This window comes from Ruegeria sp. BA2, from assembly GCF_056539605.1.
This window is the reverse complement of record NZ_JBQFVE010000003.1, coordinates 225322-250782: the sequence shown is the minus strand read 5'-3', so window position 1 is coordinate 250782 and position 25461 is coordinate 225322. Positions and strand designations below refer to the sequence as shown.

The following is a 25461-nucleotide window of genomic DNA, read 5'->3' as shown; positions in this document are numbered from 1 at the left end:
TCGTCCAATTGGCAGGATAATTAACCGGAGCGTCGGTCCTTCTCACCCTTGCCCAAAGTTTGCAACAGCTCCGTCTATCAGTCTCGCAGCCAGCTCTGGTGTCAGAGATTCGGGCCGCGCGCAGGTTGTGGTCATGTCGACAAATTCCCCGCTCTCGGCCGAGGTCAGGATCGCCGTCATCACATCCACGCTGTGCGTGGCCAGTTCCAGCGCGCAGCGATGCGGGCGGTTTTCTTGCAATGCAAAGACCATATCGGCCAGCCCCGCGCAGCGATAGTTGGCGCGCGGATCCTTCCCTTCTGTTCCCTCGTTGGGGATGCCAAACGGGTGCGCCCACGGCTCGACCGCATGCACAGCACCATCCGCCCCCGCGCGTTTCAGTGTCCCACCAAAGAAATTCGGGTCCGGCACAAATAACGAGCCTTCACTGCCATAGAGCTCCATATTGCTGTGACCATGCGCCTTGACGTCCCAGCTGGCCCCCAATGTGATGATCGCGCCCGAGACAAATTCCAGCAGTGCCATCAGTGTCGTGGGTGTTTTGACCGGTACCGTCTCACCCCGGCGCGGTTCAGACGTGATCGTGCGGGTCTGATACGCGGTCTGTGACAGGGCTCCGACCCGTTGAACCGGCCCGATCAAGTTCACCAGATTGGTGATGTAATAGGGACCGATATCCAGAACGGGACCGGCACCGGGTAGGAAAAAGAAATCAGGATTGGGATGCCAGTGTTCCATCCCCGGTCCCATCACATAAGCCGTACCAGACACCACCGGACCAATGGCACCGTCATCGATCAATTGCCTTGCCTGCTGATGGCTGCCCCCCAGAAACGTATCCGGCGCCGATCCCACCCGCAGGTTGCGCACAGCGGCCAGTGCAGCCAGCGCCTCGCCCTCGGGTCGGCTCAGCACGACAGGCTTCTCCGAATAGGCATGTTTGCCTGCCTCAAGGATGGATTTCGTTACCTCGAAATGCGCTGCCGGGATCGTCAGGTTCACCACCACGTCGATATCATCCGCCGCCAGCAGTCCATCGACCGTTTCGGCGCGAATGCCAAATTCGGCGGCCCGCGCGCTGGCGGCCTTGGCATTCAAATCCGCAACCGCCCGTATCGAAAATCCACGGAACAGCGGCGCCAGACGCAGATAAGCCGCAGAAATATTCCCGGCACCGATGATGCCGACACCCAATTCTTCCATCATTGCGCCTTTCCCAGTTCAAGAGCCGCATCCAGCGACCGTGCCGCAAATCTCAGATGATCCGAGGGGTTGTCATGCTCCATGATGTAATGCTGCGCCGCACTGTCCCGCAGTGCTGCGTAGTATCCCGGCCAATCCATCACGCCCTGCCCGACATCGGCCCAGCCATCCTCGTCCATGCAGGTGCCGTCCGCCGCGATGTCCTTGACATGCACTGCCCGGATTCGGTCGCCATAGTTCGAGATGTATTGCAGCGGATCGCGCCCGCCGCGCACCACCCAGGCCACATCAAGTTCGATCAGCAGATCGTCCGACGCCTGCATGATCAGGTCCAGCGGCGCCTCGGGTATGCCCAGATCGACCAGCTCGAAATCGTGATTGTGCCAGCCATATCCCAGCCCCGCATCCTGCAGGGGCTTTCCCAGCTCGGCCAGTTCCGTGCCAAATGCCGCCCAGCCCTGCGCCTCCTTCGGCCGGTCTTCGGCAGCAAGATAGGGTACGAACACGTTGCTGATGCCAATCCGACGGCAAAGGTTGATCACCTCACCCGGCTGGTCCCGCAATACGTCCAGCCCGAAATGTACCGTTGGCATGCGCAGCCCGGATGCGTCCAGCCCGGCCAGCAACTGCTGTAGCTGCGCGTCGTCCTGTAACAGGGCGCTATAACCTTCGACCTCGGCGTAACCGATCTCGGCCAACATGCGCAGCGTGTCGCTAAGCGGGGGAAAATTGCGGGAACTATAAAGCTGATACCCAATCGCGGTCATGACCTGTCCTTACTGTTGGAATGATATGTGGCGCTGCGCAGATCGCGCAGGGTGAACCGGCAATCGGCTCCGGGCTGCGCTGGGGTGAACGTCAGGCGCACTGGTTGGTCAGGAAGCACCAGCACCGCATTGTCGCTCAGCCGACCCGGCTGATCCGGCTCGACACTTGCATAAATGGCTGGCTGATCCGCTGTCAGAGTCATAGCCAGGTGATCGCCAAGATCCTCGGTTTGCAACTGCAGCCCGTTCTCCGGAAGGTCATAGGCTTTGTAGGGCAGCGGCGCGTGATGACCGGTGCGGACCGTTCCGTCCGGCATGGTCATGCGATAGAGCAGCATTTCATCCGGCTTCAGCGCATCGTGCCGGATCGTCAGAAAGGTTGCGGCGGCATCGGTCGGGACGATCCCCCGGACCGCGCCCAGCCCGCGTTCGCTGCCATCAAGACGCAATGCGCTGGCGCTGAGCGAGATACTGACCGGCGCGCGCGTGTCGTTGACCGCAACCAGCGCAAGCCCCCCTGCCCCGGGCACCGCAGTAACCGCGACGGGATCGTAAAACCGCCGCGCCATGTGATGCAGCACCTTCCATCCGCCGCCATAATCCAGCGACGACCAGCTAGCCACCGGCCAGGTATCGTTCAACTGCCAGTACAGCGTGCCCATGCAGCGCGGCTTTTGCGCCCGCCAATGCGAAACGGCGGTTTTGATCGCCAGCCCCTGCTGCACCTGGCTGAGATAGACGAAATTTTCGAACCCCTCAGGAAAGCGGAAATACCGAAACATCGTCTCGGCAATCCGCGCATTGCCGCCTGCGTTCTTCTGATGGCTTTCCAGCACCGGAGCAGCGATGTTGAAATCTCGCGGCCCGGCAAAGCTGCTGATGACATCTATCGACGGGTAAGACTGAAACCCGAATTCACTGCAGAACCGGGGGGCAACATCGCGGTAATGGTCGAAATCCCGCCCCTCGTGCCAAACCGACCAGAAATGCATGTCCCCTGCCCCGTCCTCGTGCCAGCCATCACCGAAGTTCAGCGGGCCCAGCGAGGGCGAGGACGGCCACCAGTTCACATCCCTGCCCAGCGTGTTCCGGATGGCGCGCTCGATGGTTCGGTTCAGCCGGTCATACCCCACCAGATACCTGTCGCGGTCTTTCACACTGACGTCATACCACCCCAACGCGCCCACTAGCTCGTTGTCGCCGCACCACAGCGCGATGCAGGGATGCACGGACAGCCGAGCGGCCTGTTCGCTCAGTTCAGCCTCTACATTGTCCAGAAATTCCGGGTGTGACGGGTAGAGGTTGCACGCGAACATGGCGTCCTGCCAGATCAGCAGCCCCAGCTCGTCGCAGGCTTCATAGAAGCTGTCCCGCTCATAGCGTCCGCCACCCCAAACCCGCAGCATGTTCATATTGGCATCGACCGCCGATTGCAGCAGATCGCGGGTTTTCTCTGGCGTGATCCGCCCTGGTAGCGCATCGGCGGGGATCCAGTTGGCCCCCCTACAGAAAATATCCACGCCATTCACGCGCAACTTGAAACTGGTGCCGATTTCATCCGGTTCGGTGATCAGTTGAATATCGCGCAGCCCGACCCGGCGGGTTTCCGAGGCGACACCGCTGCTCAGAGTCAGCTCGTGCAGGGTCTGTGGCCCCAGACCGGCTGGCCACCACAGCTCTGGTTGATCGATGACAAACGCGGCCTCAATCCGGCTGTCGCTGTCAGCAGTTACACTCTGGCTATGACCGCAGAAACGCAGCTCAGCGCGTGCCGCCCCGTCAAGCCGCGCCTGCACAGTCAGCGTCGCCCTGCCCCCGGCATGGTGCTGCAGCACGGTCAGATCCGAGAACCGGGGCTGCGATATTGGCAGCAGCTGTATCTGCCCGTATACCCCGAACGGGGCCAGCGCGATGTTCCAGTCCCAACCGAAATCGCATTGCACCTTTCGCAGCATGTTGCCGTTCGGGATCGGGCAATTGCGCGGATGGCTGGGCACCGGATAAGGCAGCGCCGCCTGCCGTGCCGCCCCCTCGGCGATGCTTGACCGAAGGGTGATGCGCAGGGTGTTTTCACCCACCCGCGCCGCTTCGGACAGATCGGCCTGATAACGGCGAAAAACGTTGTCGGTGGTCAGAACCTCGCTGCCGTTCAGCGCAATTTCCGCCACCGTATCCACCTCGGACAACCGCAGCAGATAGCCCGTACCATCCAAATGAAAACTGCGCTCGAAGGTCCAGTCCAGCTCGGCGATGCGGCGCAGATCATATTCGTTGCGTCCCACATAGGGGTCGGGGATCAGCCCGGCCTGATGCAGCGCGGTGATCCCGTCACCGGGCAGCCTAACAGCCAGATCATACTCCCCGCTCGCGTCCTGCATCCGCCACTGACCTGACAGATCAAGCACCGGCAACGCCCCCACATCCTTCACAACCGCAACTCCGTCTCCGTGTCAAAGAACGAGGCTTTGGCAAGGTCAATGCCGATGGTCAGCTGATCGCCGGGGCTGACACCGCTTTGCCCGTCAAGGCGCACGCGGAACGGCTCAGCGGCGAACCGGGTCCAGGCCAGTGTGTCCGACCCCATCGGCTCGACCACCTCAACCGGAACCGTGGTGTGAAACGGCAGCTCTTCAGCCGCTGCACCCGTGACCACATGTTCGGGCCGCACACCCAAGGTCGCCGGGCCGCCGGGCTGTTTGGCAAAAGGATAGCTGTCCAGTGCCAGCGCCTGATCCGCGACCTCAAACCGCCCATCGGTCAACATGCCCTCGACAAAATTCATAGAAGGCGAGCCCACGAAATCCGCCACATAGCGGTTGCCGGGCCGGTTATAGATTTCGGACGGCGAGGCCAGCTGTTGAATCTGCCCACCCTTCATCACCGCGATCCGGTCAGCCAGCGTCAGTGCCTCGACCTGGTCATGGGTCACGTAGATGATGGTGTTCTTGAGCTGCTGATGCAGGCGCTTGATTTCCACCCGTAGATCGGCGCGCAGCTTGGCATCGAGATTGGACAGCGGCTCGTCAAATAGGAACACATCCGCATCGCGCACCAAAGCCCGGCCTATGGCCACCCGCTGACGCTGACCACCCGACAGCGCCGCTGGTTTGCGCTTCAGCAACGGTTCGATCTGCAAAATCTCAGCCGCGCGTGCGACCCGTTTTGCAATCTCATCCCGCGCCATCCGTGCGTTTTTCAGGCCAAAGGACAGGTTCCCTTCGACCGTCATCTGCGGATAGAGCGCATAGGACTGGAACACCATCCCGATGCCCCGATCCGACGGCTCTTCCCATGTCACGTTGCGGTCATGGATGAAAATCTGGCCATCCGTAACCTCGAGCAACCCGGCGATACAGTTCAGAAGAGTGGATTTTCCGCACCCAGACGAACCTAGCAGCACCAGAAACTCACCATCTGCAATGTTCAGGTTCAGATCCTTCAGCACCTCGACGGCCCCAAAGCTCAGATCCAGATCGCGTATTTCGACAGAATGCATGATTATCCTTTCACCGCACCGGCGGCGATGCCGCGCACGAACAGCTTGCCCGAGACAAAATAGATGACGAGAGGCACCAGCCCGGTCAGCAGGGTCGCGGCCATATTGACGTTGTATTCCTTGACCCCCTGCACCGAGTTGACGATGTTGTTTAGCTGCACCGTCATCGGGTAGGTTTCCGGCTTGGTATAGATCACGCCGAACAGGAAATCGTTCCAGATGCCCGTAACCTGCAGGATGATCGCCACCACAAAGATCGGCAGAGACATCGGCAGCATGATGCGGAAATAGATGCTCCAGAACCCGGCACCGTCGACGCGGGCGGCCTTGTGCAGATCCTCGGGGATCGAGGTGAAGTAGTTGCGGAACAAAAGCGTCAGTATCGGCATGCCAAAGATCGTATGCACCAGCACCAGACCGCCCAGATCTCCCATCAGACCGATCTCACGCAGGATGATCACCAGCGGATAGAGCATGGTCTGATAGGGAATGAACGCACCCACGATCAGGATGGAAAAGAACACCTCCGAGCCTTTGAATTTCCAGCGCGCAAGCGCATACCCGTTGATCGAGGCAATGGCGATCGACAACACCACCGAAGGGATCAGGATCTTGATCGAGTTGCCGAACCCACGACTCAACCCATCGCAGTTGATGCCGGTACAGGCCTGCGCCCAGGCCTTGACCCAGGGCTGAAAGGTAATCTCAAGCGGCGGCGAGAAGATATTGCCCGCCCGGATTTCGGGCATGCCTTTCAGCGATGTCACCACCATCACGTAAAGTGGCAGCAGGTAGTAGAACGACACCACAATCAGCGTACCATAGAGAAAGATGTTCGCCCGGCTCAGGCTGCGTTTGGGCTTTGGGCCGCGCGGCCCTTCGGCATAGCCGGCAGAGGTCAGTTCAGCCACGTTTGCGCCCTCCGAATTCCAGATAGGCCCAAGGGATCAGAATGATCACCACCGAGATCAGCATCATGGTCGACGCGGCGAACCCCTGCCCCAGATTCTGCGCCCGGAACATGTACTGGATCACGTATTTCGCAGGCACTTCCGAAGCGATGCCGGGCCCGCCATTGGTCAGCGCCACCACAAGATCATACAGCTTGATGATGCCACTGGTGATCAGCACCAGCGCGGTTACGAAAACCGGCCGCATCATCGGGATGATGACCACCACATAGGTCTTGATCGTCCCGATCCCATCGACGCGGGCGGCCTTCCAGATATCTTCATCAATCCCGCGCAGACCAGCCAGCATAATCACCATGATCAGCCCTGTCCCCTGCCACAGGCCCGCAATCAGAATACCGTACATCACGATGTCAGGGTCGTTCAGCGGGTTGAAGGTAAAGCTCTCCCACCCCATGCCGCGCACCACGTGCTGAATGCCCAGATCGGGGTTCAGGATCCATTGCCAGGCCAGCCCGGTCACAATGAAGCTGAGTGCAAACGGATAGAGGAATATGGTGCGGAACACATTCTCACCCCGGATCTTGCGATCCAGCAGCGCCGCCAGCGTGAACCCGATGACTAGCGTAAAAATCAACGACAGCGCACCATAGAGCGCCAGATTCCCGATCGATTCCAGCCAGCGCGGCGTGGTCCACAGCCGTTCGTATTGATCGAACCCGACAAAATTCAGCTTGGGCAACAGTTTGGACGAGGTGAACGAATGCGCAACCGTCCAGGCCGTGCCGCCCACAAACACCACCAGCGCGGTCAGGATCATTGGGATCGACGCGATTTTGGCGGACAGGTTGCGAAACAGCGAAGCGGGTCGCCTGGCGCGCCCGCGTTCTGGCGGGTCGAGAGAAGTCGGGTTTTCCATATTGGTCTTTCTGCGCAGCTTTGGCCTGCCCGGGGCCGAGTCTCCCCGGACAGACCAGTGCGCGGTGGTGCCTTACTCGGCGGACCGGATGATGTCGGCATAACGCGATTGCGCGTCAGCAGCCGACATGTCAGTGGACCAGAACTCAGCCATGAGGTCTTCGATCTGAGTCTGGGTATCCGGCGTCAGGTTCATCTCGCCCGAGGGGAGGACGCCACCAGCCTTCAAAATGTCCAGTCCCTTTTGCATGCAGTCGTTCGCGGCGGACAGGTCAATATCTCCGCGCACCGGCAACGAGCCTTTCTTGAGGTTAAAGGCAACCTGAACATCCGGGGCAATCAGGGTCGACGCCAGGGCCATCTGCGCCTTTTGAATTTCCGGATCATCAACGACCGGAAAATAGAATGCATCGCCACCAGTATCGAGAATCTCATTCACACCCAGTCCCGGGAGACAGGTGTAATCCTGCCCGGCGACCTTCTCGGCAATCTGGAACTCGCCCTGTGCCCAGTCCCCCATGATCTGCGCGCCCGCCTTACCAGTGATCACCATGTTGGTGGCCTGGTTCCAGTCCTGAACGTTCGAGTCCGCAGCCAGATCGCGCGCATCCACGATGGCTTCGAACACTTTGGTGTATTCCGGCCCCATCGCCGCATCGGCGTTGCGATTGACCACAACCTCGCGCCAGGCATCCACACCGGCAATCGCCACGGCCAACACGCCAAAGGCTCCGTTCTGCTGCCAGCTTTGCTGACCCATGGCCAGCGGTACGATACCCGCTTCCTGAAGTTTGGGCGCGGCGGCCACGAATTCGTTCCAGTCGGCGGGAACCGGCACACCGGCTTTGTCAAACGCCTCATGGCTCAGCCAGATCCACTGCCATGAGTGAATGTTCACAGGCACGCAATAGATGCGGCCTTCAAAGGTACAGGCCTCAAGCAGAGACGAAGGATTCACGATGTCCTTCCAGCCTTCCTGCTCAGCCAGCTCGGTCAGATCGGTCAGCAGCCCCGCCTCGATCAGCTCTTCCGCCTGACGTCCGTGATTCAACTGTGTCGCCCCCATGGGATCGCCACCAATGATTCGACTGATGATAATGGGGCGCGCCGTACCGCCCGATCCGGCAATGGCGCCATCAACCCATGAATGTTCTGTATTGTCGTTAAAGGCCTTGGCAAATTCCGACACCGCAGCAGCCTCGCCACCCGATGTCCACCAATGGGTGACTTCCAGATCAGCCGCATGGACGGCGCCCGCCCCTGCCAGCACGGTACCGGCCAGCAAACTCGTCAGTCGTTTCATCGATTCCTCCCAGTCTAAAACGTTATAGGAGAATACTATAACGATTTAGTAATTTCTTGCAACGGATTTACACCCGCCCTCTCAGCGACTAGGGTCAGCACCCAATATTCTACCGGATTTCACCACAGGCGACGGGCGCCATGCGGCGAATTTCACAAAGCAAACCAGGAACCGAATGTCTCGATCCGAAAAAAACCGACCAACGCTGCGCACCATCTCCGAACTTTCGGGGCTAGCGGTGCCAACAGTATCGCGGGCGCTGAACGATGCCCCGGATATCGGTGCCGCGACCAAGAAGAAGGTACGCGAGATTGCGGCGCAGATCGGCTATATCCCAAACCGCGCAGGGCTACGGCTGCGGACCGGAAAGACCAATGTGATCTCGCTGGTCCTGTGTTCGGATCACGAAGTAACGGATCACACCGGACAGCTTGTCGCCTCGATCGCGCAAGCCCTGCGCGACACCCGCTATCACCTGATCATCACGCCCTATTTCCCCGGCGAGGATCCCATGCAACCGGTCCGCTATATCCTCGAAACCGGATCGGCCGACGCACTGATCCTCAACCGGATCGAGGTCGAGGACCCGCGCATCGCCCATCTGCTGGACCGGAAATTTCCGTTTGCCACCTATGGCAGATCGAAATGGCGCGATCAGCATCCGTATTTCGATTTCGACAACACTTCGTTCGGGCAGCTTGCTGTGCAGGAGCTGGCACGTTCCGGTCGCCGCAAGATCGCCATGCTCACGCCGCCGCTGGAACAGAACTACTCACAGGACATGCTGCGCGGCGCGCGCGCGGCCTGCGCACAAACCGAAGCACAGTTCGAGGTGATTCCCGGGATCACCAGCGACGAAAGCGGTGAAGAGATGAAACAGACCCTCGCCGCCTTTCTTAAGACCCGCCCGGATATTGACGGCATCATCACCCCCTCCTCGACCGCCGCGATTTTCGCCAGCGTGGGCGCCGAAAGAGCCGGTCGTATCTTGGGTGAAGACCTCGATATCTTCGCTAAAGAAGCGGTTCCTTTTCTCAAGCACTTCAGACAGGCAATAAAGGTTGTCCGCGAGGATGTGCAAAACGCGGGAACCTTTCTGGCCAAAGCAGCGATTCAGGCGATTGAGGAACCAGACCGGCAACCCAGTCAAAGCCTCATTTCGGCGCGACTGGTCTGACACCGATATAGTTCATGCAGGGTCTGCCGATATTTTGTGGGTCAGGGCAGGGTCGCAAACCTGTAGTCTGTCTGTCGATCTGATCGATGGTCCGGTAGGGGATATAGTCGCGCATACTGTAGGAAGTTCGTGCTGGAGGCATGGGAGGAACAGAGTCAGCGGGTCGCCGAACCGAAGACAGTACTTTGTTTTAGGGATTCGTTGACCTGGGGCGCGATCCACGCGGTGGCATGAAGTTTACCCGGTATGGGTTTGTAGAGCGCTGGACGAGGCGACTGCAGGCAGAACTCGGCACAGCCTATCACGTAGTCGAAGACGGGTTGAATGGCCGGACGACGGTGTTCGACGATCCAATGATCGGCGAATCGAGCGGTCTCGCTCAGCTGCAATCACTCGAAAGACGCATATGTCGTTTGACCTAGTCGTCATCCTTTTAGGGTCAAACGACACAAAACTTCGCTTTGGCGTGAATGGTGATGAGATTGCGTGTGGTCTCGGTCGGCTTCTGGATATCATATGCAAGTCGAATGTTGGTCGGGATGGCAAAGCCCCACAAATGCTTGTCTTGATGCCACCAGAAATGGGCGAAGTCAGCAAAACTTGGCTGAAACCAAACTTCGATTCGGTTCACAGCCGAGCGGCTCTAGAGAGCCTTCGCGAAACCTACCCCACAGTTGCCGCGACGTTTGGAGCGTAGTGTTTTGAATTAAATCAGGTTGTTGGCCCTGACAGTATTGATGGCATGCATTTCGATCCTAACTTGCTTGAGCCCGTTGCCGTTGCGCTAGCTGAAGTTGTCCGCGACGTCATCCCTGTATCGTAAACGTAGGCCTCTTGCGATTCCATGATCAAGCCTCGAGAAAACCGGAGTTTCTGGTATTGGCACAGGCTTTCTTGTTTAAATGTCCATATTGGGCTCAGAGCGGACCTCGGAGCTGACGCAGCATTTGCTCCTGCACGGCTTGCCACTACCTAACCATCGACCGATTGCGGGTCGTTGATCTGTGGGTTTCGTCGCTGCGGCGCGGTCCGTCAGAAAAGGAGACATTCGCTGCACGAGCGAAGCTGCAACACGGACGGAGGTCCTAAGAGCGGCCCATAGCGGTCACTCGGCGGTATGCCGAAATGCTGCCGTCGCAGCCCACTTTCCAGACATTCGTCGACAGTGCTTTGACCAAGACCAAATCTCCTCAGGCATCAGAATTGCGATAGTTCGGAAAAAGGCTGCGTGAATTGTCTGCGACAATATGCGTTCAACCACGCGTCGCCCGAAATCATGTGTTGGTCCTTCCCAATTGGCATGAGCGCCGCTTACACTTTTTATAAGGGTCGCGATGCCCAACGATGGCGAATTGGAAAGTTCAAAACAAAGCTACAGGCCGACGCTTGGGCCTAAACAGCAACCTTTTGAAAACCCGCCCTAGCTGAGATCAGGACCGCCCATTCCGGACCATCACTGCTCAAACTTACGCTGCGCATAGCAAGGCACACGATCGTCACTTACCCAGACAATGGGGTAATGAGCGAAATCCCAGTCTCGTTCGCCACCCGGTCATCGCGCCATGCCGGCAAATTCTTCCAGCAGATGGTTGAACGCGGCCGCCCTTTCTATGTTGACTAGATGACCGGTTTCTGGAAACCGGTGCCAGATGGCATCGGGCAGTATATCTTGCAGGAACGCATTGGTTTCGTCGACCAGATAGTAATCTTCATCCCCCGTCACCAGCAGGACGGGCCGATCCAGGGCTTCTAAGCGGCTGCAATCTTCGAATAACGAACGCCGGTTCCAATGCACCGTCGACAGGACATGTATTGCGCCTGTCGCGGATTGGCCCTGCAGGTTGTCAGCATAGATGCCCCAGTTTTCAGGATCGTTTCTCTGGAAACTTTGATAGGCCGGATCATCTTCCAGCACCGCAACCGCACCCGCGCCGCCGCGAGCCTCGCGCAGAGCGATTTCGTGACCGACCCAGGTTTCGCGGTAACGGGCGCGTTCGGCCTCGTCCCGCGGGCCGGAGCTGTTGCCAACAAGGGTCACGCTGAGCACGCGGTCGGAATGGGTCAACGCAAAATCCAGGCTGGTGAAGCTACCCATAGAGGTACCCACCAGATGTGCCCTATCAAGCCTTAGGTGATCCATCAGCGCCAACACATCGCCAGTCGATTGTGCCTGGCCGTATTTTGCACGATCCTCGGGCACCGCAGACGGGTGAAAACCGCGCGCACTATAGGTAATGCAGCGAAAGGTTTGCGAGAGCACCGGCACTTGCCGATACCAGCTGCGATAGTCACCCCCGAATTCATGCACGAATAGAATGGGCGCACCGGCCCCTACGTCTTCGTAATAGAGGGTCAGATCGTCGGCGGATTGGAATTCAGGCACGGGTTTTCCTAATCGGGTCGTCAGCGGGTCAGGGCCTCGATGGCATCGGCGTTATAACCAAGCTCGGACAAAACCTCTGCCGTGTGTTGCCCCAACTCGGGAGCGGCGCTTTCCTGAAGGCCGCGGTTGGCGATGGGGTTGCGGGCAAAGCACATGTCGCGCCCGTTCGTGGCCACGGTGGAAAAGGCCGCGTATTCATCGGCCAGCGGATTGTCGGCGATGGTCTGTATCGTCTCAACCACCGAACAGGGGATCGCATTGTCGATCAGGATTTTGATCCAATAGGCTGAAGGCTGCTGTTTCAGATGTGCGCCCAGAACCTCATCCAGCGCATCGCGATTGGCAAGGCGCGTCTCGTCGCCCTGAAACCGGGTATCCTCCATTAGCTCCAGATACCCAATTGCCTCGCAGAACCGCGGCCAGTCCTTGTCGCTGCCAAGCCCGATGACAATGTCCTGGTCAGCGGTCGGATAAGGTTCAAACGGTGTCATCGACGGGTGGCGCGAACCGATTGGTCCCGGCACGATGCCTGCGTTCAGATAGCGTGCAAAGGCGTTTTCCAGGCACACCCATTGGCAGGCCAGCATTGAGACGTCGAGATGGCTGGTCTCTTTTGCACCTTGGGCGTCACGTTCATAGAGCTGCTGCAAAATACCGATGGTGGTGAATAGCGCAGCGGCGATATCGCCCACGGAAAAGCCCACCCGCGTTGGATCGCCGCCCAATTCACCGTTGATACTCATCATGCCGCTCATGGCTTGAACCACGATGTCATAGGCCGGACGGTGCGACAGGCTGCCGGTCTGCCCGAACCCGCTGATCGAGGCGGAAATCAGTTGCGGATTGATGCGTTTCAGATCAGCGTCGCTGCACCCCAGCCGGTCACGCACGCCGGGGCGCATATTTTCGACAAAGACGTCTGCAGTCGCCAGAAGCTTGTGCAGCGCTTCCTTGCCCTGGGCGGTCTTCAGGTCCAGCCTGACCGAGCGTTTGTTGCGGTTCAGCGAGGCGAAATAGAGGCTGGTGCCGTCTTCGAACGGCGGTGTGGTGCGGGCCAGATCCCCGTTCGGATTTTCCACCTTGATTACATCAGCACCAAGGCTTGCCAGCAGCCAGGTGCAGAACGGGCCGGACAGAACCGATGTCATGTCGACAACGCGAATACCTTTCATGTTGCACCTTTCAGCATGGATTTGAGGGTTTTCAGATGGGCACCGTCGGCGGCCAACGCCATGGCGCAGAGATCGCGGCACGTGTCTATCAAATTGCTTTGCGGGATCAATCGATCCACCAGCCCCCACAAGGCGGCCTCTTCGGCGCTCACCACGTCTCCGCCCAACAAGATCGCTGCACTGCGCCCCAGGCTGGTCAGGGCCCGCAGCCGATCCACATCAATTTGCCCAGGCAACACGCCGTTATTCAACACCGGGTACGAGAATCGTGCCTCTGGCACCGCAATGCGCATATCGCACCCCAGCGCCAGGGTCAGACCCCCGCCCATGCAAGGACCGTTTATCGCAGCAAGTGTCAAAACAGGCACGGCACGCAGGGCTTGGGCCATTTCATCCCAAGGGTCGGGGCCGGCGGTCTCGTCATAAAGCGTATTCAGGTCCGCACCGGCGCTAAACACGCGCCCGCCAGCCCCCGTGATCAGGACTGCGCGCAAAGTGTCGTCATGGACTGTCGCGCGAAAAATATCGCGCAAGGCGACCAACATCTCGGTTGTCAGCGCATTGGCCTTGTCCGCCCGGTTGATGGTCACGGTCAGCAAAGCGCCTTCCCGCAGGGTCTGGATCAGATCGGTGCCGCTCATGCGCGATACTCTGGCACTGTTCGGTCCAACATGCGCATCAGCGACGGCCATTGAACGTCACCATGGGGGCCGTTTTCCGGCGCGCCCCAATCATGCAGTGCGGCCATGGCATCAGCGGTAATCTCGATCGGCTTGTCTGTCGCCGCAAGAATGTCCACCTGAATCTTGCAGGCCATTTCAAGGTAATAGTGATACAGGAACGCCTCAGCCGCGGTGCGCCCGACAACCAACAATCCGTGGTTTTGCAACAGCATGGCGTAGTTTTGCCCCAGATCAACGGCCAACAGCGCACCCTCATCGGCGACTGCAGTAGAATCCTGGTACGGGTGGCTGGACAACGTGCCCAGCACAAAGCCCGCATGTTGCGACAAAGGCCTAAGCCCATCGGGCATGGCCGACACAGCCACGCCTGCGCGCGTGTGGCTTTGGATCACAAAATTCACCTCTGGTCGTGCGGTCAGGATACCCGCGTGGATGATGTGCCCGGCCAGATTGACGATCCGCCCGCTGCCCGGCTGACAGTCAACCGCCTGGCCGTCAAAAGACATGCGCGTCAGGTTCGAGGCCGTGATCTCGTCAAACATCAGATCATGCGAGTTCAACAGATAGTGCGCCGGATCATCGGGCAGGCGTGCGGAAATATGGGTCGATGTCAGATCGGTCCAGCCATAGTGATGCGCCAGCCGGTACAGAGCGGCCAGTTCCTGGCGGATTGCGGTGCTCATTCGCTCTCTCCCAAAGCATCCCGGTAGAGGTTGTGAAAATGGCGCAATCCGACCTCGCTCATCGCGCCGCAACCGTCACCGATGACATATGGCCCCGGCTCGAACGCACGGCTCTGCATACCCTTCTGGATCTTGGAGACTACAACTTCATCTTCGGCCCCGGTCGTCTCTTTGTGCTTGTGCATCAGCGCAATCACGTCCTCGTCCGCGATATCGCCGCTGGAAAACCATCGGTAACGATAGATCGTCTTGTTCCAGGCCACGGGCAGGAATTGGCGAATGGTAAAATAACCGCCCGGGTAGCAGCACATCGATACATTTGGGAAAATCCAATAGGCCCCGTAATCGCCTGCGCGTGGGCTGGCGGTCAGGTCGTAATCATATTGCTTTTCGTTCCTAGTCTGCGCCTTGCCATCGTGCCAGATCGTTTTGCCCTTCGGGACGGTTGTATATCCTTCCATCTCAAGGACCCCATGCGTCAGCGAGCTCGCGTGGACGGTTGGGCAATGGTAGCATTCGTTGTAATTTTCTACCGAAAGCTTCCAGTTGCTGTCATGCGCAATCTCGGTCTCGCAAACGAATTTCAGCTTGGTCGGGTCGGGGTGAAAGCTCAGCATATTCTGGCGGTATTCTTCCAGCTCTGGCCCCATTGGGTCCGCGTCTTCATCGAGGTTGACGAAGACGAAACCGCAAAACTCTTCGACCCTGATCTTGCGCAGATTGATTTGATCGCAGCTTAGCCCATCACTTTCAACCGAGCCCGGCGCGCGGCGCAGCTTACCGTTCAACTCATAGGTCCACGCGTGATAGGGGCAGACCAATACCCGCTTGCCCTTGCCTGTACCTTCGACCAGCGGATGCCCCCTATGGCGGCAGATGTTGTAATAGGCCTTGATCTGCCGCTCGGGCGTGCGGATGACAAAGATATCCTCGTCCACGATGGTGAAAGTCTTGAAGTCGCCGGGATTCGCGATCTCTGAAACATGGCAGACGCATTGCCATGTGCGGAAAAGGACCTTTTCCTTATCGACCTCAAAGAACTCTGGCTGCGTGTAGTAGCGGGCGGCTAAGGGGGCATTGCGCAACATTCCACCTCCGCTGCTGTCGGGGCGACGGGTCCACGACATGTTGCTTGTATCCTTTGAAGAAAAAGCCTGCCTTGCTCTCACTACTTTGCATAGATTAAAAATCACTACACCTAGGACAACTTGAACTTATCCTAAAGATGCCAGATCACGCTGATCAAATTCCGCTGGGCGCAGTGCGCACCTTTACGATGGCCGCCCGGTTTCAGAATTTCAAACGCGCTGCAGGCGAGTTGGGCGTGACCCCTACGGCGGTCAGTTCGCAAGTTAAAACCCTGGAACAGCATCTGGGCTGCTCATTGTTTGATCGCTACGCCCAATCGGTCACCCTTACTGAAGCAGGGCGCCGGTTTGCCGAGGCCTGCGACAGTATCTTCACCCAGCTAGACAAGGCCGTTTGGGACACACGGCAGACCGCCAGCCGAGCCTCGATCACTGTAGGGGTGGGTGCGCTAATCGGCTCGCAATGGCTATCCAAGCGGCTGCACAGTTTCTGGCAGCACTTCCCCGAAACCGGCCTGCACTTGCAGTATTCGCCGGGCGGCGTCGAGTTCTCGGACGGGCAAACAGATATGATGCTGGCTTGGGGCGACGGGCGCTGGCCGGGGTTGGTGTCCGAACCTTTGCTGCGTTTCGAAACGTCGCCTGTGATGAGTCCCGCTCTGCTGGATGGTGCGACACCTCCGGCCGAGCCAACGGACTTGCTCAAACTGCCGCTCTTGCATTGGAAAGACCAATTCGACTGGCTGGAGTGGTTTGCAGCCAAAGGCATCGACACCGGAGGTTGCTTGCCCGGAGTGGTGATTGACGATTCCAGCGTTCTACTTCGGGCGGTGTTGTCGGGCCAAGGCGTGTCGCTTGGACTACTGCCGATCATAAGAGATGAACTGCTGTCCCAGCAACTGATCCGGCCCTTCCGCGAAGACTTCACACCAACGCGTTCCTACCATCTGGTCTACCCTCCGGACGCGATGGAGCAGGTGCAGCTGAAGGCATTTCGGGATTGGATCATACAAGAAGCCGGTTTGGACCAAGACTAGCCGATAAGCGCCGGCGGTGGAGCTGCAATGCACTTAACCGATTTTGGAGCCTGCAGAGCTTTCATTAAGAAATCTACCTCCCGCTGTTGAGGACGGCCTCTACCGGACATTGAGCATGATGACCGGATGCTGCGATCTCAGCCCGCACTGCCGACATTAGCCGCGACCACAAAATCTTAGAGATTGCGAAGGGTAGGAGCGCGGAAAATCCGGACGTTGCGCTCTTGCAGTAACTAACTCTGTTCAAGTTCCGCCATCGCGGCGGGTGAATTTTTTCGTCACTCAAAAAGGTAAAGCACTTTCCGAACGTGACCGTAAGCCCACTTGGGGCTTGCGCTGGCGGGAGTTCCATAGCGCAGAAACGCGAGGCGATCATGAAGTTGGCTTCGGTCTGCAAGACCGGCGTCATCGTGCGAGTTGCCAAATCAGAGGAATATTCAAGGCAAACCGGAATGCATCGGCTACACTGGCAAACCATCAATTTTGGCAGATAGAACTGGAACGAAGGATGAATGGCAGCCATTTACAAACCTGCTGCAAGTGCCGCCTTTGCTGACGTTTATTGCAGCTACGGATAAGTAAGGCCTGCCTGCGGCCACAACGGATGGCTGCGGTTCTCAGTCAAATCTCTTCAAACGTACCGATGCCCAAACGGTCATGCGCCCATGAATTCAAATAAGGAAACAGGTCAACTCTTCGGAAATCTTAGTGTGCGAATGGTCTCGCGATCCAGGTCGTTCCAGCTTTGCCCCATACTCTTGCAGCCAACTTTGTTAGCATCAGCTGCGCCGGACGCCCGAGCAGCGTCACAGTCTTTACCTTCGCCCCAAAACTCTGACCGACCAGTTGTGTCCAAAACGGCGTTGTAGCAAATTAGCGCAACTCCCGATTTGTAGGGATTGATCTCTTCAGGATCTGGATCAGGGTCTTGGAGCAATTCTTGCCACCCTCCAGCTTTTTGATCGCATTTGTACCTTTTGCCAAAAGCAACGGCTACGGCACCGTATTTGAACCCAGCTCCTTTGGGTCCAGTACAATTCAGATCGGCTCCAAAACAGCACTTTGCGGTAGTGCCGGGCCCGTAACCGCAGTAACCAGATTGGCAATTAACGTTCACGTTACTCACTATTCCATTTTTACTGTCTGTCCACGTCCATCCCCAAGTTTCAGAACAGACGACGAGCTGACCAAACTTATTGCGAAGGACGTCATCAAACTTGGCACCATCGTGGTTTTCTACCGCACAATCCAGGTCGGCGGAAAAACAGTACTTGTTTGTTAAATCTGCTCCCGTTCGACGGAGGCCAGATACACACTCTCCGTCAGATGCGCAAAGCACACCATTTTTCCTTGGCTTGGGCAAGAACCTCGACCGTGATTACCTAGGCGCCTAGAATTATCGAGGCTGCCAAACTTGCCAAGCTGTGCTTTACCCCGAAGATCACACTAAAGGTTCCGAGTTGTTTCAGGCAGACTAGCCTTACAAAACTACCATGCCCAGAATTTTTTCTATTGATACTTTCATGGAATATATCTCAGCGTGATAGAATTAGCCCCACCCGATGACCTTCAGGTAGGTGAAGTCGGTCTGCCAGAGCTGGTTCGGCCGCGTGGTTTTCCCGAATAATGCTGCACATGACACCGTGGTCGCGTTATGGTCTCGCTGCCAACTTTCTCCGCGACGTGCCCGAAATGGTGCGCAGAGCCCTGAACCGACCTTCGCACTCCAAATGAACGCTGCGGATGCATTCATCAGGTCGCAGCCCCAAGCGGACATTCAATGAATTACTGCACTTCGCAGTCAGGCACAGCTTCACGGCTGATGCCGTAAAGAGACTTAACAGTCGCTTTGTTAAAAATGTGTGTTTGGTTAGCGCATCTGGCCTAGATGCAATTTTGCGTTTAGCGTGGTGCCCACTGTGGGAGTTCAGTCTTTGGAAAGACGTCTAGCAGCGATACTTGCCGCCGATGTGGTCGGCTATAGCCGTCTTATTCGAAATGACGAGGCCGGCACGCTTGCAAGGGTCAAAGCCCATCGCGAGCAGTTTTTTGAACCAATTGTCGCTTCACGACATGGGCGCATCGTCAAATTGATGGGCGATGGCTTGCTTCTTGAGTTTGCAAGTGCAGTTGAGGCCGTTCGATGTGCGGTGGACATGCAGCACAATATAGCGGTGGCTAACGCGGACCTATCGCCAGATTCGCAGGTGCGATACCGGATCGGCCTCAATGTTGGCGACATCGTCGTAGATCAGGGTGACATTCACGGGGATGGTGTAAATGTTGCCGCACGCATTGAAAGCCTGGCTGTCCCGAATGGCATTTACATGTCGGCTAGCGTTTTCGAACAGGTCAATACCAAGCTCGATCTCACCATAGAAGATTTGGGGATGCGAGAGGTCAAGAACATCTCCGACCCCATTCACATCTACAGCCTTAAAATGGATGAAAAGGCAAAAGCCATCGTTTCTCCTATCGTGCCACTTACGAACAAGCCAACAAAAAATCGCCTGATCATGGTAAGTTGTACCGCAATTGTCCTGGCGCTAGTAGCCGCTGCATGGCTACAACCTTGGTCCGTGGTGCGATCCCCGGACACGGATGAACAAGCCGCGGCCCTGTCTGGCAAACCCTCCATCGCGGTCATGGCGTTCGACAATCTCAACAACGACCCGAGTCAAGATTACCTCAGTGACGGGCTGAGTGAGAACATCCTGACCGCCTTGTCCCGTTTTTCAGACTTCTTCGTAGTCGCCCGAAACTCGACATTTTCATATAAGAACACCCCGGCAGATATACAGAAAGTGTCAGAAGAATTGGGTGTTCGCTACATTGTTGAAGGGAGCGTTCAAATTGCCGGTCAGCGTTTGCGCGTGACGTCCCAACTCATTGATACGACGACGGGCCAGAACATCTGGGCAGACAGCTATGACCGAGACCTACAGGACATTTTTTCTGTTCAGGATGAGATAACGCGAACCATAGCTTCGCTTCTCTCCACGAATATCGATTTGGCAGAGTACAGCCGTCTTAAGCATCAGCCTACTGATAGCCTTGGCGCTTACGAATTGCGCAAACGCGCGCAGGAGGAATGGTTTACCTTCACGAAAGAAGGAAACATCAAGGCAGAAATGCTTAGCGCAAAAGCCATTGCTCTCGATCCGAACTATGCTGGGGCGTATGTCGAAAACGCTTGGGCACACATAAACGGGTATCGTTGGGGCTGGACGAACTCTTTAACGCGCGAGGAATCACTGGAGCGCGCATTTGAGATGGCGCGGAAAGCCGTTGAATTGGAACCCTTCAACTTCAAAGGTAATTGGGTCTTAGCCAATGCAACTACTCAGAGCGGGAACCTTGAGCGGGCTGCTTCGCTTTACGACAAAGCAATTTCTCTGAATCCAAATTCGGCGTCCGTTCTGGCAGATTCCATCGACCCGCTCGTCTATGGCGGCAAGGCGCCTGAAGCCGTAGAGCGCATGAAACTGGCGATCCGGCTGAACCCACATCACCAAGACTGGTATCTTTGGAATCTGGGTTGGGCTCAGTACTTCGCCGAGGAGTATGAAGATGCAAAGGCTTCAGTTGAACAAATGAACGAAATACCAGACGGCTTGAAACGCACCTACGCGCCAATTCTTTTACGCCTTGGTCTTCCCAGTGATGCGCAGACCGTTATCGATGAATTTCTAGCGGCCAATCCCGAATTCACTATCCAAGAGGCGATGAATGCGCCATTCGAGAGTGAGGCGTATCTCAATCGGTGGGTAGAGGATCTGCGAAAGCTGGGTGTGCCTGATACCAAAGAATGAACGATTTTTCGAGTTTCGCTTTGCGAGTGTCGCCACCAGACACAGACACTCACAACTATCGCGACAAACTTTAATCCTGCGATTTGCGGCTGTGGCTTTGTAGTATTTTCAGCCCAATCTGGACATTCGAAAGAGACTTTGCAATTTCCAAGATGCGGGAGAAAACGGTCGTTCAGACAGGTGCACAGCGCGTCGGTAGTTAGGCGTCAGGCAGCAATCAGACTTCGCTTTGCCGTCATGTCGACTTTTCTGTCGCCATAACACACAAAATCTCAAACATTATTGAGGCCCCCAAAAAGGCAGTGCCGCCACTCTGATCAAAAGGTGGAGAAACCTCGACAAGATCCGCTCCCACGATCTGGACGCCTGTCAATTCTCGAACAACCTGAATGGCCTGATATGAATTTGGACCGCCAACTTCGGGCGTTCCGGTTCCGGGTGCAAACGTAGGATCGACGAAATCAATGTCGTAGGACACGTAGGTGTCAGAACGCCCCACAATCTCCCGAGCTTCCGCCATAACGCTTACAACGCCGCGTTCATGAAACTCTTCAATTGGCACAACCCGGATACCGACCGCATCTGCAAAGTCCCTGTCTTCGTTGTCATAAGTTGTTCCACGAATGCCGATCTGCACAACCTTTTTGGGGTCCAGCAGACCCTCCTCGATAGCTCGCCGAAATGGTGTTCCGTGCGTATACTTTGTTCCACCGAAATATGAGTCGAACAGGTCGGTGTGGCTATCAAAATGGATCATAGAAAGTGGGCCATCTTGAGCCAAAGCCCTCAGCAATGGCAGCGAAGTCAGATGATCACCACCAGCGGTGAGAGGACGAACGCCGGCAGCTTTCACATTGCTACAGAAAGATGTGATGCGCTCCATTGTCTCCATGATATCAGCCGGGTTCGTCGGGACATCGCCCAGGTCCGCGCAATTGGCCAGCTCAAAAGGCCGCACTCCCGATGCGCCGTTCTGTGCTCTGATCATTGTTGACATGTCACGCAATTGACGTGGGCCGTGGCGGGGACCGGGCCGATTGGTCGTGCCGCTATCCCAAGGCACCCCAATCAGACCAATGTCAACGTCCTCGATCCTCGCCTCTGTCAGGGCCACATGAGGTAACCGCATAAAGGTCGCTAGGCCCGCAAAGCGGGGTAGATCGAATCCAGACACTGGCTGGTAAAAGGTGTCAGACAATGGTCATCTCCTATGATTTTAGTATCCGAATTCAATCTGACGCATCGCACGCCGTATTCTCGGAAGCACAATCTAGATTAATTGCTGTATTCGGACATTCGCTGCACGGTGAATTGACGTCAAGATTGGGCTCGAACCTGAGATTGAAGTGTCGGTGGTATTGGAGCCACTGGCAAATGGTCAGCCTTTCACTGCGCCGGATGCGATGGCAAATCCGGCATCGGTACCCAGCGAGGCAGTTCGTCTGGTGAGACCGAGACGTGCAGGCGCTCGGATCGGTCTTTGCCAACCTTCCGGTGCTTGCGCAGTAGGAAAATCTTGCCCCAGCCGCGCCACGTGCCGACCGAGCGCGCGTGCGGGTCGGTTGGATAGCGGTCGCGCCAGCCTTCGGGCAGGGGCAGGCCGTGTAGTTCGGCCTTGTCCAGCATCCAGATCAGGGAGATGTTACTGAGGGGGCGGGCCTCTTCGAACCCGTTTAACTGGCCACCCACGTCACCGTGGGTGCCGCGGAACCAGACCTGCTCGATATGGCCTTTGAAATCGGGTGTGCATTTCCACAACACGGGCTCGAACACTTCGCGGGTCTCGTCCAGCGCCATGGCGTGATAGCCGTGGCGGGTGGCGGGGCCAAGCTGGTGGTTGTGGAAAGCGTGGCGTTCCTCGGCCCAGCGCCAGAGCAGTGGCAGGCGCAGACCCAGCGCTTTGACCGTATCCCAGACGCCGACCATTTCGATGGCCACATCCTCGTGGCAGAATTCCTGACGGAAGATCGCCGCCGCTTCGCCATTGGCGTTGCATTCATAGTGGCGGTAGGCCTGTTTGATGTTGCGCACGGTGGCGTGTTCGGCCTTAAGCAAGCCAATCGCATCGATCACACCCGCAAGGCTGCGCACGCCGTAAGCGCCACGGGAATAGCCAATGAAAAAGATCTTGTCGCCGGGTTTGTAGCGCGAGGCGAGGTAGCCATAGGCACGGCGAATCTGGCGGTTGATGCCCCGGCCCATCATCACGTCCATGGTGGATTTCCAACTGTCCCACTGCACGCCTGCTTCGTAAAACACCGAGACCTTGCTGCCCATCTCGCAACACAACTGCAGGGTCTGACCGGCATGGGTTTCCCGCCCCGGCTCCAGCGTCGACATGGTGCCGTCGAGGATGATGACATGGCTGATCGGTTCGCGGTGGCGCGCTTCGGCCGAGTGCTCGGACCGCAGCGGCCGCCCGAGCCATCCCAGTACCTTTCTACTCAGCCGCGACAGAACCATGCGTCAGCAATTCCCATACTTTTTGAGGTGTGAAAGGCATATCCGCCTGCCGCACCCCGTGATCCCAGAGCGCATCCTGAACCGCATTTGCCACTGCGGCCAGTGCGCCCACGGTGCCGGCCTCGCCACAGCCTTTCATCCCCATCGGGTTGGCGGTTGACGGAACCGGCGCCGAGGTAAACTCTATCATGGGTATCTCAGCGGCGCGGGGCAAGGCGTAGTCCATGAACGAAGCCGTGAGCAGTTGCCCCTCGGCATCATGAACAACATGCTCGGTCAGTGCTTGGCCGATACCCTGCACTACCCCGCCATGCACCTGCCCCTCGGCCAGCATCGGGTTGATAAGATTGCCGAAATCATCCACCACCGTGTAGCGGTCGACCCATGTTTCACCAGTGAAAGAATCGATAACGACTTCGGCAACATGCGCACCGTTTGGATAGCTGCGTGCATCTAGCGTGGCGCGGGCTTCGTGCTGCAACAGATCGGCGCGCCCGTCTGCACGCGCCATCTCAGCCGCTTCGGTCAGCGTGGGGGTCAGGTTGGACCCGGGTGCGCGGAAGGTTTCATGGTCGAAGGTCACATCGCTTTCCTCGACTCCCATCTTATCGGCAAGATAGGGCGTGAATGCGGCGATCATCGTATCAACTGTGACCAGCGTGGCATTGCTTTGGGTCGTGACCGAGCGTGACCCGCCGGTGCCGCCACCCTGCGCCAGCCTATCCGTGTCGCCTTGCACTACATTGATGAGATGCGCCGGAATGCCCGTCTGATCAGACAGGAACTGGGCATAGACCGTCTCATGTCCCTGCCCATTCGATTGGGTTCCCACGTAGAGGTTCACTGTTCCATCCTCGCAAAACTCGATCTTTGCGCCTTCGGAAGGATCACCCAGAATACTTTCGATGTAGTAGCACAGCCCCTGCCCCCGGATCAGGCCGTTTTCCGCATCCGCCGCCTTGCGGGCCGCGAATCCCGTGGTCTGTTCGGCGGCGCGGCTGAGGACCATGGCGAAATCGCCGACGTCGTAGGTTTCACCCGTTGCCGAGACATATGGGAAAGCCTCTGGCCTGATGAAATTCTTGCGCCGCAGCTCCCACGGGTCAACGCCCAGTTCGCGTGCGGCGCGGTCCATGACGCGTTCTAAAACATAGATCGCCTCGGGCCGACCGGCTCCGCGATAGGCGTCGACCTGCGTTGTGTTGGTGTAAAACCCTTCGACGCGCAGATAGGTGGTTTGCACATCATAGACGCCCATCAGGACCTTGCTGAACAGACTGGTCTGAATGGCCTGTGCAAAGTGGCTGTTATAGGCGCCAAGGTTGATTTTGTTGTGGACCCGATAGGCGGTAATCTTGTGATCGGTGTCAAAAGCCAGTTCCGCCAGCGAGGTCAAATCTCGACCATGGTGATCCGACAACATCGCCTCGGACCGGTCAGACATCCAATGCACGGGCTGGCCCAGCTTCATCGCTGCCACGGCAACCGAGAAATATTCGGGATACGGCATCGCCTTCATCCCAAAACCGCCGCCGACATCCGGCGTGGTGACCCGGATCGCCTCTGGCTCTAGCTTCAGCTTTTGCGCCAATTGCGCCTTCATCCCCCAGACGCCCTGCCCGCCGTAGGAGAAATGCAGGCGACCACCCGACCACTCGGCCTGACAGCCGCGCGGTTCGATCGAGCTGGCGATGACCCGATTATCATGCACATTCAGCGCAACCGTGTGGGCCGCCGCCTGAAACGCCGCGTTGGTCGCCTGTTCATCGCCCAGCCCCCAGTCGAAGGCGCGATTGTCGGGGGCCTGTGGATGCAACGGCTCCCCGCCTGCGGCGACATCCATCTTGACCGGCAGATCCTCGGTTTCCATCCAGATCTGTTCAGCTGCATCGCGGGCTTGCAGAAAGGTGTCAGCGATAACAACCGCAATTGGTTCGCCGACGAAACGCGCGCGGTCCTTGGCCAGCATGTTTCGCTCGGACGCAGCGCCTTGACTGCCGTCGCGGTTGGCGACTGTAGTCGCGTTCATCACCGTATCGATCCCGGCAGCAGTCAGATCTTCCAGCGTCATGACCAAGCGCACCCCATCCGCTGTACGTGCATCTTCAAGGTCCAGCGACGTGATCGTGGCATGCGCCACCGGGCTGCGAAAGAATGCTGCGAACAGCGCATTCTCGGGCACAGAATCGTCCATGTATTGCCCCTGCCCGGTCAGAAACCGCTGGTCCTCGGTCCGTTTGATGGGCTGGCTTTTGCCGAATTTTTCCATGGGATGATCCTCTGGCTGCCTGAATGCGCGACCCTAGCGTGAAGCAGGACCTTGTCCAGTGGCTGAGAAAATTAACTCCGCACGGTCTGAAAGCGA

19 protein-coding genes are annotated in these 25461 nt (G+C 57.6%); 4 read left to right on the top strand and 15 right to left on the bottom strand.

All coding sequences use genetic code 11. From position 1 onward, the window contains the following. Positions 1–42: 42 nt before the first annotated feature. From ACR0NN_RS08695 to ACR0NN_RS08665, 7 genes are all read right to left on the bottom strand, one after another. Positions 43–1206, bottom strand: a complete 1164-nt coding sequence (locus ACR0NN_RS08695; RefSeq protein ID WP_170720900.1) for a Gfo/Idh/MocA family protein — start codon at positions 1204–1206, stop codon at positions 43–45. Further along, positions 1203–1970, bottom strand: coding sequence for a sugar phosphate isomerase/epimerase family protein (locus ACR0NN_RS08690; RefSeq protein ID WP_170720903.1), 768 nt, complete (start codon positions 1968–1970; stop codon positions 1203–1205). The genes ACR0NN_RS08695 and ACR0NN_RS08690 overlap by 4 nt, the downstream gene beginning before the upstream one ends. After that, positions 1967–4399: a beta-mannosidase gene (locus ACR0NN_RS08685; protein WP_480684425.1), complete on the bottom strand. Its 2433-nt coding sequence runs from the start codon at positions 4397–4399 to the stop codon at positions 1967–1969. Before ACR0NN_RS08685 ends, ACR0NN_RS08690 begins: the two co-directional genes overlap by 4 nt. Then, positions 4396–5469: an ABC transporter ATP-binding protein gene (locus ACR0NN_RS08680; protein WP_480684550.1), complete on the bottom strand. Its 1074-nt coding sequence runs from the start codon at positions 5467–5469 to the stop codon at positions 4396–4398. Before ACR0NN_RS08680 ends, ACR0NN_RS08685 begins: the two co-directional genes overlap by 4 nt. Then, positions 5469–6377, bottom strand: coding sequence for a carbohydrate ABC transporter permease (locus tag ACR0NN_RS08675; protein WP_480684423.1), 909 nt, complete (start codon positions 6375–6377; stop codon positions 5469–5471). The genes ACR0NN_RS08680 and ACR0NN_RS08675 overlap by 1 nt, the downstream gene beginning before the upstream one ends. Further along, positions 6370–7296 (bottom strand): carbohydrate ABC transporter permease, encoded by a 927-nt coding sequence (locus ACR0NN_RS08670; protein ID WP_170720909.1) that lies wholly within the window; start codon positions 7294–7296, stop codon positions 6370–6372. The genes ACR0NN_RS08675 and ACR0NN_RS08670 overlap by 8 nt, the downstream gene beginning before the upstream one ends. Before the next feature lie 72 nt (positions 7297–7368). After that, positions 7369–8598 carry an ABC transporter substrate-binding protein gene (locus tag ACR0NN_RS08665; RefSeq protein ID WP_170720913.1) on the bottom strand — a complete coding sequence of 410 codons (1230 nt, stop codon included), beginning with the start codon at positions 8596–8598 and terminating at the stop codon, positions 7369–7371. A gap of 175 nt (positions 8599–8773) precedes the next feature. On the opposite strand from ACR0NN_RS08665, the gene ACR0NN_RS08660 reads away from it, so the two are divergent. Further along, entirely contained in the window at positions 8774–9775 is a 1002-nt protein-coding gene (locus ACR0NN_RS08660; RefSeq protein WP_170720916.1) for a LacI family transcriptional regulator, read from the top strand. A 230-nt stretch (positions 9776–10005) separates the two neighbouring features. After that, positions 10006–10197: an SGNH/GDSL hydrolase family protein gene (locus ACR0NN_RS08655; RefSeq protein ID WP_170720918.1), complete on the top strand. Its 192-nt coding sequence runs from the start codon at positions 10006–10008 to the stop codon at positions 10195–10197. 1130 nt (positions 10198–11327) lie between these two features. On the opposite strand, the gene ACR0NN_RS08650 is transcribed toward ACR0NN_RS08655, so the two are convergent. The 5 genes from ACR0NN_RS08650 to ACR0NN_RS08630 are packed head-to-tail and all read right to left on the bottom strand — an operon-like array spanning position 11328 to position 15823. After that, positions 11328–12158, bottom strand: a complete 831-nt coding sequence (locus ACR0NN_RS08650; RefSeq protein ID WP_170720920.1) for an alpha/beta fold hydrolase — start codon at positions 12156–12158, stop codon at positions 11328–11330. A gap of 20 nt (positions 12159–12178) precedes the next feature. Next, positions 12179–13330, bottom strand: a complete 1152-nt coding sequence (locus tag ACR0NN_RS08645; RefSeq protein ID WP_170720923.1) for a CoA transferase — start codon at positions 13328–13330, stop codon at positions 12179–12181. After that, positions 13327–13971, bottom strand: coding sequence for an enoyl-CoA hydratase/isomerase family protein (locus ACR0NN_RS08640; protein WP_170720928.1), 645 nt, complete (start codon positions 13969–13971; stop codon positions 13327–13329). Before ACR0NN_RS08640 ends, ACR0NN_RS08645 begins: the two co-directional genes overlap by 4 nt. Next, entirely contained in the window at positions 13968–14696 is a 729-nt protein-coding gene (locus tag ACR0NN_RS08635) for a class II aldolase/adducin family protein (RefSeq protein ID WP_170720931.1), read from the bottom strand. Before ACR0NN_RS08635 ends, ACR0NN_RS08640 begins: the two co-directional genes overlap by 4 nt. Next, positions 14693–15823 (bottom strand): aromatic ring-hydroxylating oxygenase subunit alpha, encoded by a 1131-nt coding sequence (locus tag ACR0NN_RS08630; protein ID WP_170720934.1) that lies wholly within the window; start codon positions 15821–15823, stop codon positions 14693–14695. The genes ACR0NN_RS08635 and ACR0NN_RS08630 overlap by 4 nt, the downstream gene beginning before the upstream one ends. A gap of 98 nt (positions 15824–15921) precedes the next feature. Here ACR0NN_RS08630 and ACR0NN_RS08625 point away from each other — a divergent pair, with 98 nt between their 5' ends. Together ACR0NN_RS08625 and ACR0NN_RS08620 are read left to right on the top strand one after the other, a co-directional pair. Further along, the gene (locus ACR0NN_RS08625; protein WP_170720938.1) at positions 15922–16821 is read left to right on the top strand and encodes a LysR substrate-binding domain-containing protein; all 900 of its coding nucleotides are present in this window, start codon (positions 15922–15924) and stop codon (positions 16819–16821) included. 1907 nt (positions 16822–18728) lie between these two features. After that, positions 18729–20633: an adenylate/guanylate cyclase domain-containing protein gene (locus ACR0NN_RS08620; RefSeq protein ID WP_480684419.1), complete on the top strand. Its 1905-nt coding sequence runs from the start codon at positions 18729–18731 to the stop codon at positions 20631–20633. A gap of 235 nt (positions 20634–20868) precedes the next feature. On the opposite strand, the gene speB is transcribed toward ACR0NN_RS08620, so the two are convergent. From speB to ACR0NN_RS08605, 3 genes are all read right to left on the bottom strand, one after another. After that, positions 20869–21831, bottom strand: coding sequence for an agmatinase (gene speB / locus ACR0NN_RS08615; protein ID WP_170720944.1), 963 nt, complete (start codon positions 21829–21831; stop codon positions 20869–20871). 188 nt (positions 21832–22019) lie between these two features. Continuing rightward, positions 22020–23096, bottom strand: a complete 1077-nt coding sequence (locus ACR0NN_RS08610; protein WP_170720947.1) for a T6SS phospholipase effector Tle1-like catalytic domain-containing protein — start codon at positions 23094–23096, stop codon at positions 22020–22022. Next, the gene (locus ACR0NN_RS08605; protein ID WP_170720952.1) at positions 23074–25365 is read right to left on the bottom strand and encodes a xanthine dehydrogenase family protein molybdopterin-binding subunit; all 2292 of its coding nucleotides are present in this window, start codon (positions 25363–25365) and stop codon (positions 23074–23076) included. Before ACR0NN_RS08605 ends, ACR0NN_RS08610 begins: the two co-directional genes overlap by 23 nt. Positions 25366–25461 lie beyond the last annotated feature (96 nt).

Coding starts and splice junctions, on each gene's coding strand:
- ACR0NN_RS08695 (WP_170720900.1), bottom strand. CDS start 1,206: ATGATGGAAGAATTGGGTGTCGGCATCATCGGTGCCGGGAATATTTCT.
- ACR0NN_RS08690 (WP_170720903.1), bottom strand. CDS start 1,970: ATGACCGCGATTGGGTATCAGCTTTATAGTTCCCGCAATTTTCCCCCG.
- ACR0NN_RS08670 (WP_170720909.1), bottom strand. CDS start 7,296: ATGGAAAACCCGACTTCTCTCGACCCGCCAGAACGCGGGCGCGCCAGG.
- ACR0NN_RS08665 (WP_170720913.1), bottom strand. CDS start 8,598: ATGAAACGACTGACGAGTTTGCTGGCCGGTACCGTGCTGGCAGGGGCG.
- ACR0NN_RS08660 (WP_170720916.1), top strand. CDS start 8,774: ATGTCTCGATCCGAAAAAAACCGACCAACGCTGCGCACCATCTCCGAA.
- ACR0NN_RS08655 (WP_170720918.1), top strand. CDS start 10,006: ATGAAGTTTACCCGGTATGGGTTTGTAGAGCGCTGGACGAGGCGACTG.
- ACR0NN_RS08645 (WP_170720923.1), bottom strand. CDS start 13,330: ATGAAAGGTATTCGCGTTGTCGACATGACATCGGTTCTGTCCGGCCCG.
- ACR0NN_RS08640 (WP_170720928.1), bottom strand. CDS start 13,971: ATGAGCGGCACCGATCTGATCCAGACCCTGCGGGAAGGCGCTTTGCTG.
- ACR0NN_RS08635 (WP_170720931.1), bottom strand. CDS start 14,696: ATGAGCACCGCAATCCGCCAGGAACTGGCCGCTCTGTACCGGCTGGCG.
- ACR0NN_RS08630 (WP_170720934.1), bottom strand. CDS start 15,823: ATGTCGTGGACCCGTCGCCCCGACAGCAGCGGAGGTGGAATGTTGCGC.
- ACR0NN_RS08625 (WP_170720938.1), top strand. CDS start 15,922: ATGCCAGATCACGCTGATCAAATTCCGCTGGGCGCAGTGCGCACCTTT.
- ACR0NN_RS08610 (WP_170720947.1), bottom strand. CDS start 23,096: ATGGTTCTGTCGCGGCTGAGTAGAAAGGTACTGGGATGGCTCGGGCGG.
- ACR0NN_RS08605 (WP_170720952.1), bottom strand. CDS start 25,365: ATGGAAAAATTCGGCAAAAGCCAGCCCATCAAACGGACCGAGGACCAG.